Annotated in this window: 10 protein-coding genes and 1 pseudogene; 1 reads left to right on the forward strand and 10 read right to left on the reverse strand. The window is 42.2% G+C overall.

Going from position 1 to position 14,995, the window contains the following annotated elements; all coding sequences use genetic code 11:
• Window positions 1–72 precede the first annotated feature (72 nt).
• The 4 genes from BW961_RS01945 to BW961_RS01960 all read right to left on the reverse strand — a co-directional run bounded on the left by BW961_RS01945 (window position 73) and on the right by BW961_RS01960 (window position 5,400).
• Window positions 73–1,929: a heparinase II/III family protein gene (locus BW961_RS01945; protein WP_170878506.1), complete on the reverse strand. Its 1,857-nt coding sequence runs from the start codon at window positions 1,927–1,929 to the stop codon at window positions 73–75.
• A gap of 67 nt (window positions 1,930–1,996) precedes the next feature.
• Window positions 1,997–3,493 carry an ABC transporter substrate-binding protein gene (locus BW961_RS01950; RefSeq protein WP_068589708.1) on the reverse strand — a complete coding sequence of 499 codons (1,497 nt, stop codon included), beginning with the start codon at window positions 3,491–3,493 and terminating at the stop codon, window positions 1,997–1,999.
• Window positions 3,494–3,565: 72 nt separating this feature from the next.
• A complete protein-coding gene (locus BW961_RS01955) occupies window positions 3,566–4,459 on the reverse strand; it encodes a carbohydrate ABC transporter permease (RefSeq protein WP_068589705.1) in 894 nt (297 codons plus the stop codon).
• A 20-nt stretch (window positions 4,460–4,479) separates the two neighbouring features.
• On the reverse strand, window positions 4,480–5,400 hold the full coding sequence (locus BW961_RS01960) for an ABC transporter permease (RefSeq protein ID WP_068589701.1): 921 nt from the start codon (window positions 5,398–5,400) through the stop codon (window positions 4,480–4,482).
• A 201-nt stretch (window positions 5,401–5,601) separates the two neighbouring features.
• Here BW961_RS01960 and BW961_RS01965 point away from each other — a divergent pair, with 201 nt between their 5' ends.
• On the forward strand, window positions 5,602–7,980 hold the full coding sequence (locus tag BW961_RS01965) for an AraC family transcriptional regulator (protein ID WP_068589699.1): 2,379 nt from the start codon (window positions 5,602–5,604) through the stop codon (window positions 7,978–7,980).
• A 107-nt stretch (window positions 7,981–8,087) separates the two neighbouring features.
• Here BW961_RS01965 and BW961_RS01970 read toward each other — a convergent pair whose 3' ends face one another.
• The 6 genes and pseudogenes from BW961_RS01970 to BW961_RS01995 all read right to left on the reverse strand — a co-directional run.
• Window positions 8,088–8,720, reverse strand: coding sequence for a hypothetical protein (locus BW961_RS01970; RefSeq protein WP_068589697.1), 633 nt, complete (start codon window positions 8,718–8,720; stop codon window positions 8,088–8,090).
• Window positions 8,717–9,601: an amidohydrolase family protein gene (locus BW961_RS01975; RefSeq protein WP_068589695.1), complete on the reverse strand. Its 885-nt coding sequence runs from the start codon at window positions 9,599–9,601 to the stop codon at window positions 8,717–8,719. The genes BW961_RS01970 and BW961_RS01975 overlap by 4 nt, the downstream gene beginning before the upstream one ends.
• A gap of 27 nt (window positions 9,602–9,628) precedes the next feature.
• The gene (locus BW961_RS01980; RefSeq protein WP_068589693.1) at window positions 9,629–11,563 is read right to left on the reverse strand and encodes a DUF8034 domain-containing protein; all 1,935 of its coding nucleotides are present in this window, start codon (window positions 11,561–11,563) and stop codon (window positions 9,629–9,631) included.
• A gap of 13 nt (window positions 11,564–11,576) precedes the next feature.
• The gene (locus BW961_RS01985) at window positions 11,577–12,722 is read right to left on the reverse strand and encodes a glycoside hydrolase family 88 protein (protein WP_068589692.1); all 1,146 of its coding nucleotides are present in this window, start codon (window positions 12,720–12,722) and stop codon (window positions 11,577–11,579) included.
• A 15-nt stretch (window positions 12,723–12,737) separates the two neighbouring features.
• Window positions 12,738–13,643, reverse strand: coding sequence for an aldo/keto reductase (locus tag BW961_RS01990; protein ID WP_068589690.1), 906 nt, complete (start codon window positions 13,641–13,643; stop codon window positions 12,738–12,740).
• Between the two features lie 255 nt (window positions 13,644–13,898).
• A pseudogene (locus BW961_RS01995) lies at window positions 13,899–14,845 on the reverse strand (DUF2264 domain-containing protein); the annotation flags it as partial.
• Window positions 14,846–14,995 lie beyond the last annotated feature (150 nt).

Genomic DNA, 14,995 nt, shown 5'->3' on the forward strand with positions numbered 1-14,995 from the left:
TCTAAACCTAGCATATATGCTATAGGAAACCCGCAATCAAGATCTCACGGACTAACCTGTGGCGCCGAGAAATTACAATTCAAAAAGAAACTCGGACACCATTTCTCGTTCCAGCTGCGTTCGATTTAACACGATTCGAAAAAACAGATTATCTGTTTTAGAGGGTGAGTCTAACAAAATGTGTTCTATCTCCAATTGCCACTGCTCCGGATCATAGATCAATGTCACAGAATTCATCTGTATTCGCCCGGATCTTATCTCCATAGGCTGGACAGAACTTATGAAAACCTCTTGAAAAGATTCAGGTACTTTATTAAAAAGGACATTATCCTTAATAACCAACTGCGGAGTCTTATGGACTGGACGATTCCATACAAATTCACGAGTGAGGAGTTCCAATGAAAGGCACGCATAGGCTTTCGTTAAATCCATGACAAGGTGAATATTATCAGTAGATATTTGGCTGGATAGAATCTCAGAATAATATGATTTTCCAAAACCTTGTCTGCAACCATCTACAATCGGAACCGAATGCCCATGAGATCCTGCATTGATCATTTCGTAGCGATAACCGGGTTGGAAATATTGCTTGGTATAGACCCCTTGCCCTAAATCTGCAAGTACGTTCTGTCCATCGACATGTATAATGAAATGCCCCAGATCATTATGATTGTGCGGCTCTTCATTATGTCCGCCTTTGGCAGCGAAAGCAGTGATTCCATCTCTCGCATCCCTCACTTTCGAGATTACCCATTGATTACCAGTGAAGATCTGCTCTTGAACCCGCTCTCCGCTCTCCGCGAATCCCATTGATTCCGTGTTAGATGACGACCAGAGCATCCGTCTTGTTGAATCCAACCAATTGCCCAGAACCGGCTTAAATTGGTACTCTTCAACAGGAAGCTGTAGAGATGGTACATACTGTTGTAACCGTTGAATAAGTCCTTCGTTGAAGGCTACTTCATCTGGTGAATCGGAGAAATTCACAACTTTTCCTCCCGATAACATGCAAAATTGTGGAAACTGTGCAATTCGTTCGACCTTCTTATCCGTAAGAAGTGAGATTTGTCCATGTGTACGTTCTTTCAATAACTCTGCAAAATAGACAAAATAAGAAAATCCAAATTGCCAGTAAGCTGGTCCTTCCGGTGTCGCACCTTGCTCGTCAAATCCTGAGAAGAAATTCCTCAAGACCCCAATCACACGCCATAGCATTCCAGCCAGCTTCTCACTATCTTCTATCATATAAATAGCCGTTGCCCCTATACTTGCTGAGCAAACTGCCGGCCAGTTGTTTGTTTTCAATTCCCAGTTTTGCGGAGTTGGGTCATCGAAATACACTTGAAAAATACGCTTATCGATCTCCTCTTTCACGCGATGAACCACCCATGGATGCAATCTTTCTTTGAGCAAATACACAGTTTCCGCTAATGTAAATGCGGTTATACCTGACAAGAGGTCTACCGTCTCACGTGGTGGGACTGGTTGATCCCAGATGCCGTTCGGATAATCGTTATGGTAGAGTCCAACATGCGCTGGTAAAACCCACGTATATTCGTTACATACGTTCCAAATGGCATTCTCAAGTCCTGACTTCCATTCTTCATTATTCTCTGTCATCGCAAGCATGCTGAACGTATGGATTCCCGCATACAAGTGATCCCGCTGTGTCTGAAATATGCCTCTGTTTCCCGTATCGCCAAATAAAGTGAACTCTGAAAAAAGCGGCGATCGGACAGGATTTTCATTCAAATATGCTGCTTGTTTCAACATAGAATTCCAGAAATCCGAGTAGTTCACATCTTGCCTGATTCGTCTCCAATTATCAGAAGAATTTGCTTCCTCATAAAGTTTACGTGGGTGATGTTGCGTCTCCTCCAACGCATTCTTAAGCTGCCGAAAAGTGATATCCTGTAGCATTTCATTCATCCCTCTCCAAAAAAAGTAATGGGGAACCACATTATGCTGGATCCCCATTCACCTTAGTCAAAACTTATTACTGTGACTTTCTCCATTCATCAACTTGCTTTTGAATCTCAGCCAGCACTTTATCATGACCAGCTGCTTTTCGTTTATCCATCATAGATTTCATGGTTTTGTCCACATCATCAAGTCCGTTTGTAAGAATATCCTTATATTCGGCTGTAATTGCATTTAATTGAGCAATTTCATTTTCAACATTTTTACGATCAAATGTAAATGAGATCGAAGGGTCAATCACAGCAGAATCATTCAGCTTCTTTGTTTGCTCCCAAACGTCATCCGGTTGTCCTGGTACGACAAAACTATTAAGTTCGTTGCCAAACAACCAGCCAGGTACGGTATACGCATCAGCTTTGGTCTCAATACGATTATCTGAAACCTTCGTGTGATCCTGCCCCTCAATACCGAATTTAAGTAAGTTGAACAACTCTTTATTCGTATCAATCAGATTAATTAACATCATCGCACGATCTGGGTTTTTCGATGTGGCGCTAACGGCATTTAACGTACTAGTAACAGCCGATTTACTAATGACGGCTGGACCAGTTGAACTATTATTAACATCAAATCCATATGATGTTTTGAGTTCGGCATCAATTCCTGGTTTTTGACGGCTATATCGACTGAATACTTTTCCTGCCTTAATTAAAGATAGCTCATCCTTAATCGTAGCTACATCCTGTGGGAAGAAGCCCTTCTCATACCATTCTCTCATAAGCTTAAATTGACTAGTCAACTGCTCAGGTTGGAAATATACTTTCCATGTTTTTGTATCCAATGCATATCCAAATCCGGCTGTTCCTTCAAGTATTGGCGCATACTCCATAAATGAAGTCGGAATACCTGCTCTAATTGCGGAAACACCCGGCTCTCCATCCTTAATCGTCTGGAAGATTGGAGTCAGATCATTCAGCGACTTCACTTTGGTAACATCGATATTATACTTATCGACAAGATCCTTCTTCATCCACAAACCTGGTTGATCACCCATAATTTGGTTGTTTGGAATGCCATACGTTTTCCCATCCACCTTAACCGCATCCCAAACTTCTTTCTTAAACATGTTTTGCAAATCTGGATATTTCGCCAACATCTCGTCTAAAGGAGCATAAGCACCTTTACTTACATTATCAAAATAGTTATTCGTCCAGCTTGCTGTGAAAGAAATATCATATTCTTCTCCTGAAGACATGACTAGCTGCATCTTTTGCTCATAATCTCCTGGATTGATAAATTTGAATTCTACCGTTGCATTGATTTTGTCCTTGATAATTTCATTCGCCTTCTCCATAATAGAAGGCATATTTTTCGGCTCTGCACTTCGCAGGTACCACACTAACTTCACTGGCTTTAGTTCTCCATCTTTTTGAGTCACTTCTGTTTGAGCCTTGGTTGTGCTAGTACTAGTATTACTTGGAGTATCCGACTTTGAGGAACAACCTGCTACTAGCATCCCCACTGTCATAATTAAAGGTAAAACCATGCCTATCTTGCGTTTTCTTCTTTCCATGTAGACCCCTCCATGATTTTATATTTAATTTAATACTAGAATAGAATTCTAGTCATAAATTCGTACTCAGGGCTAACCCTTTACTGCGCCCACTGTCAATCCTTTGGCAAAGTACTTTTGGAAAAATGGGAAGACAAACAGCATCGGAGCTATTGCTAATATACACATGGCCATTCTAGTTGATTCTGTCGGTAGATTAGCTAGCATTGTTGCATCTACCTGCCCGCCACTTGTCATATTTCTCAATATCTCTTGGATATTACTCATCATAACTTGCAGTAAGTATTGAAGTGGATACAAGGACTGTTTATCGATAAACAGAAGCGCATTGAACCATGAATTCCAGTAGATAAGCAGTTGCATCAGACCAACTGTTGCTAAGACTGGTGTAGATAGTGGAACGATCATTGTAATGTAAATTCTCAACTCACCTGCACCATCGATTTTGGCCGATTCCACTAGGGAGTCCGGCAATTGCTTGAAGAAAGTTCTCATCAGAAACATATACCAGATATTCCCTAATAAAGGGATGATCAATGCCGCATACGTATTTTGTAAGTGTAAAAATTTCGTCATTAGTATATAGAAAGGAACAATACCTCCGCTGAATAATGTGGTAAAAAACAAGTAGAAGGTAATGATCTTACTGTACTTAAAGTCTGACCTCGACAAAGCATACGCGCACATCGAGATCATAATTACGGACAAAAGCGTACCTATTACTGACGTAATCGCAGTAACTTTATATGCGTTAACAATGGTCATGGGATTGTCGAATATATAGTGGTAAGCTTGAAAATCAATCTTCTTCGGAATTAAGTGGTAACCAAAGTTCGAGATATCAAGTTCATTCGACAGTGAAATCGCAATAATGGACCATAGCGGAACAATAAACACTGCAGATACAGCGATGAAAAATAAATGAATCGGTAACCTAGATAGTCGGTATGACCTAATACGAACCATTCCTTCTCCTCCCACTTTTATCAAAATAACGAATTGTCGGAATTTATTTTGCGTACTACGGCATTCGTTCCAAGAACAAGCAGTAATCCTAGAATCGATTTCGTCAATCCGGCTGCGCTTGACATCCCAATATTGCCATTATCAATTAATGCTCTGAAGATGTAGGTGTCGATAACGTCCGTTGAGCTAAATATCGTCGGCGAATTCATAGGAAGTTGGTAGAACAAGCCAAAGTCAGCTGAAAAGATATGTCCTATCGCTAAGATCGTTAGAATCGTCATAAGTGGATAAAGAAAAGGCACTGAAATTTTCGTAATAATCTTCCACTTGCTCGCTCCATCGATTTTGGCCGCCTCATAATAGGTAGGATCAACGCCTAAGAGCCCTGCATAATAAATGATTGCGCTTACACCTATCTCTTTCCACATATTAGCCAGTGGCATGATGTAGATCCAAGGGCCCGACTTATTGTACCAATCTACTGCTCCTAATCCGAGATCTGATAACCATTGATTCAACATCCCAGATCTTGGATTTAAAAAAGCATAGGCCATGTAAGCGACCACTACCCATGATAAGAAATGAGGATAGAACATGATTGACTGATACACTTTGAGCAGCTTCTTACTTGTGATTTCGTACAATAGTAATGCAACAAAGACTGATCCCAGCAAATTAAGAATAATAAATACGGTATTGTATCCCAACGTGTTACGAACAATTCTCCAAAGATCTGGAGACTCGAATAGAAACTTAAAGTTACTTAAGCCCACCCAATCGCTACCTAAAATGCCTTTGTTAAACTGGTATCTTTTGAAAGCGACGATCGCACCAAACATGGGTACATAGCTGAAAATAAATACATAAATGACGAGTGGTAAAGTCAAAGCAAGTAAAACTTTGTTTTTTCTAAAATCCTTCCTCAATTCTCTGAGCTGCATAATTCGAATCAACCTCCTTCTGCCATTTATCGTAACTCATAAAGTTTCGATTAATATAGTTACAAAAACGATGAAACAGTTTAAATTTGGGGTTTAAATTATGTGAAAGAGTTCAATCTAGACTAGATCTATTCCAAATTCTATATACTTGCCCTATAATAAGTGATATTCAACCTGATTTTCTCTTGAAGGAGGACTCGCATGAAAAAGAGGTTTTTACATACTAGTCAGCTTTATTTCTATAGCATGTTTACTAAAATTACCTTTTTGCTTACGTTAACCATGCTTGTACTCATTTTGTTTCTATATTTTAACTTTACAAGCTATAGTATCGGGCTCATTAATTCAGCCAATCAGAAATTGATGAACCAGATTTATCAAAATGCGCTGCAAATTAATAACTCTGTACGAACCTACTCAACAGCCATTTTTAATAACCCCAATACAGCCAAGTTAATGCGTAGTGATGACATTTCTGTTCTTGATGAGCTTAACAGCATGAAAACGATTGATACCACTTTAGAAAGTGCCCCATTTATTCATTCCTCCTATGTGTATAACGGAAAAACGAACACCTACTATGCTATTGGACCGAATCCAGTCATTCGGAAAGGACAGTTTTTCGATAAGGAACTGGTTCAAATATTTAAAAATCCAACGAGTATGCTGTCACACACACCTATCCCTAGAAAAATTCCGGTTTCAGAATTAGAGCCAATCAAGTATGAGAATGTATTTTCTTACATACTGCCTGAATATTTTCCTGATAAAAAGTTGAAAAATGCCCTAGTCATTAATGTACGAATGGATTGGATCTTCAATTCGCTGGCTTCCTATCAAGAATCTGATTCCTTAAACGGTAATAATATCTTACTCATGGATCATGACGGGAACGTCATTACGAATTCCGATCAAGAAAAGGACTTATTCTTAAGCAACTTGTCGGGCGAACCTTTGGTTTCTCAGATATTAAGCTCATCCAACACATCAGGTGTGTTTACATCAAACTTTAGAGGCACGTCATCCATCATTACTTATATTTCTTACGAAAATTCACCATGGATTCTGGTCGACATTACTCCTTACAAATATATTGCTGGAACCGTCAGCAAAGTGAAAGCGATTACAATAACAATTGGACTAGTTATGCTTATTATCTGTCTCATCACGGGCTTTTTACTTTCGAAAAATCTCTATTATCCTGTGCGAAATCTTAGACAGACAATTGGTCGTTTACAAAAAAATCAATCACCTAATCAGGAGCACAACAATGAATTCGAATATATCACGGACTCCATTCAGACCACCCATTATCAGTTGACCTCGCTGGAGGATTTTCGAAAAGCTAATCTTTTCGAATTGAAACAGAACTATTTGAAGCATCTCCTCTTGAGTAAAAATGTGAAAGAGGTAGACTATGAAACGTTTTTCAGGCATCACAATGTTCATTTTGATCCAAAAAGCAGTATCGCACTTATTCTGTTCAAAATAGATCATTATGCAGTCTTCCATGCTAATTTCAGCTCGAATGACCAATCTTTATTGAAATATTCTCTTCTGAATATTGCGAACGAAATCGTACTTCCCTCCTATCAATGCGAATCTATCGATGCGGGGAGGGATCAAGTTGTTACCTTATTAAATGTGGAAGTAAACAGCGAAGACGCTCGTGACTCCATGGATCATTTGGAGCGTTTGAAGAGCTTGGTACAAGAGATTCAGACTGTGTATGCTAAGTATTGCTCCATAAGCGTGTCCGCCTTTATTAGCGAGCCTGTAGCCTCGATTATGAACGTTCGCACCTTATATGAAAGGACACTGGATCTTTCCCAATATCGCATTAAATACAACCATGCGTGTCTTCTAACACAACAATCTTTGGATAAAACTCAGTGGTCAGATTTCAATATTAATACCGCTTCTGTACATCATTTCCTTGACTGTATTCAGAAAGCAAGATTAGAAGAGGCTAAAACTACCTATTGGAATCTAATTCAGGAATTGACAGACTGCAGTTACAATATCATCATGTTCACGTTATCTTATTTGTCCTCAAGCATTTTTAATATGGTGAACCTCATGGAGAAAAATGGTACCATATCCTTTGGTCTTGATTTCGTTTCTTTTGACAATAAAATTAAATCCTTTGAAGTGTTCGACCAAATAAATACGGAGTTCATTGCCCTAATAGAGGGGATTGTAGGCAAAATTGAACAAAACCGAAACGAAAAATCGGACATTGTCGTTTCCAACGCTATGCGATTCATTGAAACGCACTATATGGACAATTCCTTATCATCCACTATGGTAGCTGATCAATTTAAGTTAACTTCTGCTTATTTAGGCAAACTGTTCCGTGAGTATTCTTCTCAATCTATCTCCAACTACATATCTGAAGTCCGTCTAGTTAAAGCATCGGAAATGCTCAAGCAATCACCGTTGTATATAGATGAAATTATCGAAAAAATTGGCTGGGAAAACAAAAAGCATTTCTTCACCTTGTTTAAAAAACGTTTTGGAACAACCCCTACAGAATATCGACTTAAATCCAAAGTAAGCGATATTCATGAGATTTCTTAATATGAAATAACTAGAAGCGGCCCTCTTAGTTGAGAGGGCCGCTTCTAGTTATTCACGCTTTCTAACAATCACATGACCCGCTCCATTTTACGCCACAACTGCTGCTCCTAAGGTGCTTCTTCCCATTGCTCGAAATGTGGGTACATCACCTCATGCCAGTTGTCCGGAGTATACTTAGTAGTCAATAATCCTTGACGTTTTATTGGGCTAACCCCAGATGGTAACTCATGATAGGAGAATAATAACGTACCTAAAGAACCGATCATATACGTTTGATTAAAGCTATCCGGGGATTCCTCTTGTTTCTGATAATGATAATAGATATAGCTCGATGCCATTTCCGGTCTCAATCTGGCAATTGAGCCTATACGCTCGGCGTTAGGAGCGCTTCTGCGCCCAAAATCGCTGTCGCTAGGCACCCCATCATGAAAAACATCGATCATTGGGAGCGCAAGCCTGTAAAACGTCCCTCTAGAACTACTAACTTGTTGAGGTTCGAGTGGCCACTTTTCTAAGTAACGATCGAAAGACATCGGCCAATCCCATCCTGATATTCTCGAACCTCCTACTACCTCAGCATACATACAAACATATGGCTCGCAAGTGAACACGGAGACATGCGATAACCCCCACGCTGCCCATTCTTTAAGCAGCTTGGTTTCTTCTTCCTTGATAATTTCCTGAAATTTCCTCTTTATTCCTTTGCGAAGTTGCGAGTAATAGAGAAGTCTTTGAATCATGCTTCGTTATCCCCAATACCAAAATAAAATGTCTTTGCATTGAAATTACGTAATCTTGTACGATCCTTATCGTCCCACTCCTCAGGAAGCAGTCGCTCGAATAATTGCACAACATCGTTGTAGGTGCCCGCCATTAAAGCTACTGGCCAATCACTCCCGAACATAATACGATTGGGGCCAAATCTATCCGCAGTCAGACGAATATAAGATTCAAGAAGTTTGAGATTCATACCACCTGCGGGTGTGATCATGCCAGACCATTTGCAATACACATTAGGAAAACTAGAAAGCTCATCCATGTATGTCGACCAAGTCTCTAATTCACCGTTACCACCATCTCGAATAGGTGGACCACCTAAATGATTAATAACGGCCTTTAAGTGAGGTACGCACCTCAGGCATTTAATTACGGTTGGCATATTCTCTGATCCGATCAGTAGATCAATTGTAAAACCATCTTTCTCTAACAGACGAAGATGCTCGATCAAACGATCTGGCACTTGTTCTTTGCACTGCTCGAAGACGGAACGGTCCAACCTAATCCCCACGAATTGTGGGTTGTTACGTAAATGTCTATATTCATCTGCGAATGAAGATGCGAACGGATCAAGCCAACCTACGACACCGAGGATTCGCTCATCATTACGTGCCAGTTCAAGCAAGAATTCCGTCTCAGCTACTGTCGGAGCCGCCTGTACAGCGATAAATCCACGTACTGCTTCAGCAATACCTAACAGATCTGAAGGCAAATAATTCTGGTAAAGAACTGGATTACTGGGCTTAAGCCAATGATAATCGCCACGCTCCAGCTTCCAAAAGTGGACATGGCTATCGAGATAGACAACTTTATCTTCAGTAGATGATTGATGATTGGAAGTCATAGATTCCATTCTCCTCTTAATTACTACCTATACTTGGTTGCGGCCTCGAATAATCTTCGCTGTCGCATCTTTCACTTCAGTACTCCAAGGCGTCTCATAGGTCGGTTGATTCACGTAGCGATTCATGTGCAGCTTTAATTGAATTCCTGCCCCTGGAGCAAGGGTTACTGGTAGCCATTTACCATCGAGCTCTCCCTTGCCAACTCTCTGACCTCTTTGGTTATACCTTTCCATATAAGTGAACTGATGCTCACCAAAGCTACCAGCTTGCACGATCAACTTGCGTTGCCTGAATGCAGATAGGTTCACAAGCGTTAAAGTTACAAACTCGTCGCCAAGCTCTTCAACCAAAGCACCTATATCCTCTGGAAGACCGCAACGTTTTCGTTCTGCATCGAAATAGCGTACTCTCGCATGCTGTAATCCTCCATGGGAAATATGCATGGGAGCGCCTAACATCATTTGCAGTAATCCTTCAAAGTAGAGTGGAGAATATTCCTGCCACTGATGAATGCTATATGGATGATCCCAATCCCAGTTGGTTGGGTCACCCTCAGGAGAGCGAAGCTTCTCCAATTGGACAGCAATCAGCTCCAAATTTTGCTTCAATATACGTTCAGGATAATCAGGGAATTGCCCACGCATATATAAGTACCATGGTACTGTATTTGCAATATAATGCTTTGTCTCTTTGCGTGTTACCGCATTTCTTCCAGAAATAGTAGGCATATCGATAGATCGGAAATGGTCTTCATAGGGAATCCGGTCAACACGTGCCGCATCTTCTTCAGCCATCGATATCGTCCATAAATAAATTGGGTAAGTTGGAACTTGGATTCGATAGTCCGTCCAGCCAGAATCAAAATGTTTATTGGGAACATGCCATTTCCCATTGATATCTTTACCAAGGTTCCAATTAAGGTCCAATTGCGAACGTGCCAAATCTAACTTACTCCGATCACCGGTCAGGAGCACAGCGTTCATGCCAGCATTGGTTAAAGGTTCAATGATGGACATGAATCCATGCGGCCAACGATAGCCATAGTATCCCCCCCACCATTTTCCATCGTTGTACTCACCAATCGTATCGCTTAATCCGACGTTGTCCGGTATTAAACCTCCATTACGGACTGTACGCTCTTCCCAAGCAGCCAAATAATCCAATACCCACTGCCGATAAGTTTCATCTTCCGTATACATATAAGCATTAGTCATCAGGCCGGTTGCGTTCAAATTCAGAGGGACATCTCCTCTAGCTTTCCGTTCATTCATTCTGCTTATGATTTCACCATAAATAGCATCGTCTGACCACTTACACTTGCCGCTTGAGAAATCAACACCAGGAATATCCTCAAACGGTGCCAAATAATCATCCAGCACACCTCGATGGGTTACCCAGTCCTCTTCCGTCATCTGGAATCTTGGACCCTTACTTCCAGTAATTGGCGAGCGCATGAGCTTTCGTTCTGAATCATAGTTGGGCACTTCCGGATTCTTACCTGTGTAAAGCTCAGCAAACTTAACAGCACGCTGACGATTCTTCAGCAGATGCGGATCAGACAAACCTAGGAAATAAAAATATAATGATCCTTCACCATGATGCATCCAGTCATAGTAAGCGTCGAACTCATTATGAATTTGGCCGTATTCCGTCCATTGCCAAGTAATGGAGTCAAACATGAGGCGAGATAAACGCAAAATTTCTTCATTGCCACCGAGTACATACAACATGGATAAATTCATAAACGCTTCATACGGATCATCTGACCCATCCATCCCCGGCCAATCGTCTCGCCAAACGATCGTCCCGTCCTCCCGCGTATAGCGACGTACATATTCAACTGCTGCATCGTTCAGCGTATCGATTAGCTTCCGCTCCATGAGTGCCCAAGTTGGCGCTGTCCATGAATCCTGAACATCGATAGCGTCGGTTGTGGAATTGGATCTGCTTGTTCTTGTCATTGGGTGCTCCCTCCTACCAGAATGTATCATGTACGCCACGTAGCTTGCAGACCGCTTCAGCGAAGAAATAGTCTCCATAGATCATTGGCACGTTAACATGCGTATTCTTTGGCCTATTGGCCGTTCCCATCTTAAGAATAGCTTCCTCGCTCGAATCATCCCAAGCCATATATTTTTCATTTAATTTAAAAATCAGCTTCTCGGCTGCACGGCGATACAACTCTGACTCACCCTTAGGCACCAACAAACTCAACTCCAGCATTCCGCTGGCTGCACAGGCTGAAGCGCTAGAGTCCATTGCCATTCCTTCCTCCCATGGAGCACGGAAATCCCAAGGCGGTAAACCGTCATCAGGAACATTCGCGAGAAAAAAATGTGCAGCACGTTTGGCTGCATCGAGATATCTATCATCTCCAGTATAGCGAGCGCTAAGTGCCATACCGTATAACGCCCATGCGGTACCGCGCGACCACGCTGAGTCCGGCGAGTAACCTTGCCCACTCAGCGCTTCTTTTCTCTCCCCGGTATCCGGATCGAAACATACAATATGGTGTGTAGATCCATCCGGACGAAGAAACTCACGTAAAGTCGTATCCGCATGAAGGGTAGCTACATGCCGAAACCGAGGATCGCCGGACTCTTGACTCGCCCAATATAACAGCGGAAGATTCATCATGCAGTCAATAATCGCCCAACCTACCCGCTCCGGTTGGTTCCAAGCACGAATGAAACACCCTTTCGCATTGTAACGCCCCACCAGATGACTCGCTGCCGTCATAGCCCGCCGCTTCGAGTCTTCACACCCAAGTAGCTTGTACTTTGCCACGGAGGATAAGCTCCACATAAACCCTACGTCATGATGCAACGGGTAAAACTCGGTAAGCACGCTATCCATCTTCGCTTCGATCTGAGTAGCTGTATCTTTGAGTTGTTCAACTTTGGACTCTCGATAAACCAGCCAGATCAGGCCAGGCCAGAACCCATTGGTCCACCAATCTGCTTCTTCTCTATTATATTTTCCATTATCCGAGATATATGGAAAATCAGCACCGATTGATTCATTCATTCGTTCCACTTTTCCGATAATTTTATGCCAAATTTCATCTACCCACTGTGCACTCCATGAATCTGCTCCAATGCTTGCGTCTACCTTAAACATTCTTCAGCATCCCTTCTACCATATTAATGGCTGACCTGGAAATAACGAAAGCAGCCGTTCCATATCATCTTGTGACAAGCCAACACCATCACAATAGCTGGCATTAAGAGCTAGCGAGCGTAACGAAGTCGTTCCCGTTAATGTCACCGAAATGTCTGGGCTAGAAAGGCTAAATCGCATTGCAGGCTCGATCAATCCTTTGGGCTCCGTCTTCCGAAGGAAGGATAAATCCTTAATTCGACGCTCTGCTTCTTTAACTAGAAGCGAATCTTTCTTTATAAATGGCGCTGGTGACTCTGCAAGAAGACCCATACCCAATACGCTTCCGTTAATGACGGATACGCCATGTTCGCGAGCAGTAGGCAGAAGCTCATCCATGGCAGAATAATCGATAAGCATATAACGACTGAACGTCTGTACCGAATCGATATGCCCTGACCGAATAAAGGGCAACAACAGAGCTGGATTAAATGAATTGACCCCAATGGCTCTGACCTTCCCCTGCTCCTTCAATTTAAGAAAAGCGGGGATCGTTTCGTTCATTCCTATTTCCATGTTCGACTCGTCAAGTTCGTGCATTTGAATGAGATCCAAATAATCGGTACCTATGCGCTTAAGACTGTCCTCTACAGAGCGAATCGTATTATTATACGTATATGGTTCACCGCGCATAACAGCTTTGCTCGCAAGGACTACTTTCTCCCTCTTGCCCTGCAGCGCCTTCCCAACTCGCCGTTCGCTTTCTCCTTTTCCATATAACGGCGCTGTATCAATAAAGTTGATCCCAAGTTCCAAAGCCCGATCAATTACCTCTATTACTTGCTCATCTGTGACCGGACCATAATCCCCGCCAAGCGGAGCGCCCCCAAGACCTAGTTTCGAAACCCGAATTTCCTTTTTGCCAAACGCGGTATATTCCACTGCATTCACATCCTCATTGTTTCTAGTAACGGATACTATGATTGTATTTCATTAGGCATCTTTTTAGTTTTGCTTTATGACACCGAAATGTTGTTATTTTGCACAAATCGGAATTGCGATTTGGCTTTCCTATTTCAAGGCATGGTCGATAGCGAAACTTTGCCCTGACCATGCCTTTTTAGCTGTCCAATCGGCCTCTCCCAACCAAAAAGCATGATCTGGCGTCAGGCCAAGAGGGAGGAAGACGGACGCACACAGATAGAGACTACCTGTAGAAATATACGACTCTCCGACCTCCGGCTGATTACAGCCGTTAAAGCACAGCGCACCTGAGCAGGAGAGACCTGATCGGTGAGATTATCTTGCAGAGCCATTTGCGCCAGCAGTTGGAAAGCACCAAAACGATAAGCCAGTGAGCGGCCAACGGCAGGAAAAGTTCCTTCTGGTGAAATTAGCCTCTCCTGTATTGCTGCGTGACGGGCTGCTCTACGTAAAGCCTGCTCTTGGTAATGCTCCCAGTCAGCTTCTAGTGGTCCAACTGTACGTAATATATCCACCAGCATCGGTTGGATCACAAAGCCGTTGTAATAATCCCAATGAAATACTGGACCGTCTCCATACATCCCATCGCCTAAGTACCATTCACTATGCTTTTTTAAAGCATAGTCGATCCGCATCCGATCCCAATTCGTATCTAATAAATAGAGTGCCGTTTCTATCATCGCCGCGAATAGTAACCAATTGTTGTAGGCAGGCTTACGGCTCCGAGTTGCTTGAAGACATGCAATTACATTACTCTTCACCCGATCATCGAGCTTCCCCAGCAGCTCCTGAGGGGCACGAACAAGTGCATGGGAGAGAAAAGCAGCATCGACAATCGGTTGTCCTCCCTCAGAGAAATTCATGAAGTCAGGGGATTCAGGATCTGTTGCAGCAGCAATAGCCTCCCTTGCCAGAACTGCAAAACGCCTACGCTGTATCTCCTCATCTCCAGTTAACCCTTGCTGCTCTAGCCAAGGCGCCATCCCGCAAAGCAGACGTCCCAGTGCTTCTAAATAAGTATAAGAATCGCGATCAACGTGAACAGCCTGCACAGGCATTAAACTTCGAAGTTGTCTTTCTTTAAGAGCCTCCAATACGGGCTCACCTATACGCAGCATCCAATCCAACCAAAGCTTACGATCCATGACTCCTTGATCCATACGATTCAATCCTCTACAGTTTATTTTAACATTACAAAAAATTAATATTATATTTAGAGCATTGGATTACAATCTGCTAGTGTACAAATAAATATAGAAATGGATTATATAATAATTTATGTGGGAGGGTTTCACTTGGATGTGATTATG

This window comes from Paenibacillus macquariensis, assembly GCF_900156375.1.
Lineage (GTDB): Bacteria > Bacillota > Bacilli > Paenibacillales > Paenibacillaceae > Paenibacillus_AQ > Paenibacillus_AQ macquariensis.

What these genes read in the sequence shown, in the direction of transcription:
- BW961_RS01945 (WP_170878506.1), bottom strand. Translation starts at nt 1,929, where the DNA reads ATGAATGAAATGCTACAGGATATCACTTTTCGGCAGCTTAAGAATGCG.
- BW961_RS01950 (WP_068589708.1), bottom strand. Translation starts at nt 3,493, where the DNA reads ATGGAAAGAAGAAAACGCAAGATAGGCATGGTTTTACCTTTAATTATG.
- BW961_RS01955 (WP_068589705.1), bottom strand. Translation starts at nt 4,459, where the DNA reads ATGGTTCGTATTAGGTCATACCGACTATCTAGGTTACCGATTCATTTA.
- BW961_RS01960 (WP_068589701.1), bottom strand. Translation starts at nt 5,400, where the DNA reads ATGCAGCTCAGAGAATTGAGGAAGGATTTTAGAAAAAACAAAGTTTTA.
- BW961_RS01965 (WP_068589699.1), top strand. Translation starts at nt 5,602, where the DNA reads ATGAAAAAGAGGTTTTTACATACTAGTCAGCTTTATTTCTATAGCATG.
- BW961_RS01970 (WP_068589697.1), bottom strand. Translation starts at nt 8,720, where the DNA reads ATGATTCAAAGACTTCTCTATTACTCGCAACTTCGCAAAGGAATAAAG.
- BW961_RS01975 (WP_068589695.1), bottom strand. Translation starts at nt 9,601, where the DNA reads ATGACTTCCAATCATCAATCATCTACTGAAGATAAAGTTGTCTATCTC.
- BW961_RS01980 (WP_068589693.1), bottom strand. Translation starts at nt 11,563, where the DNA reads ATGACAAGAACAAGCAGATCCAATTCCACAACCGACGCTATCGATGTT.
- BW961_RS01985 (WP_068589692.1), bottom strand. Translation starts at nt 12,722, where the DNA reads ATGTTTAAGGTAGACGCAAGCATTGGAGCAGATTCATGGAGTGCACAG.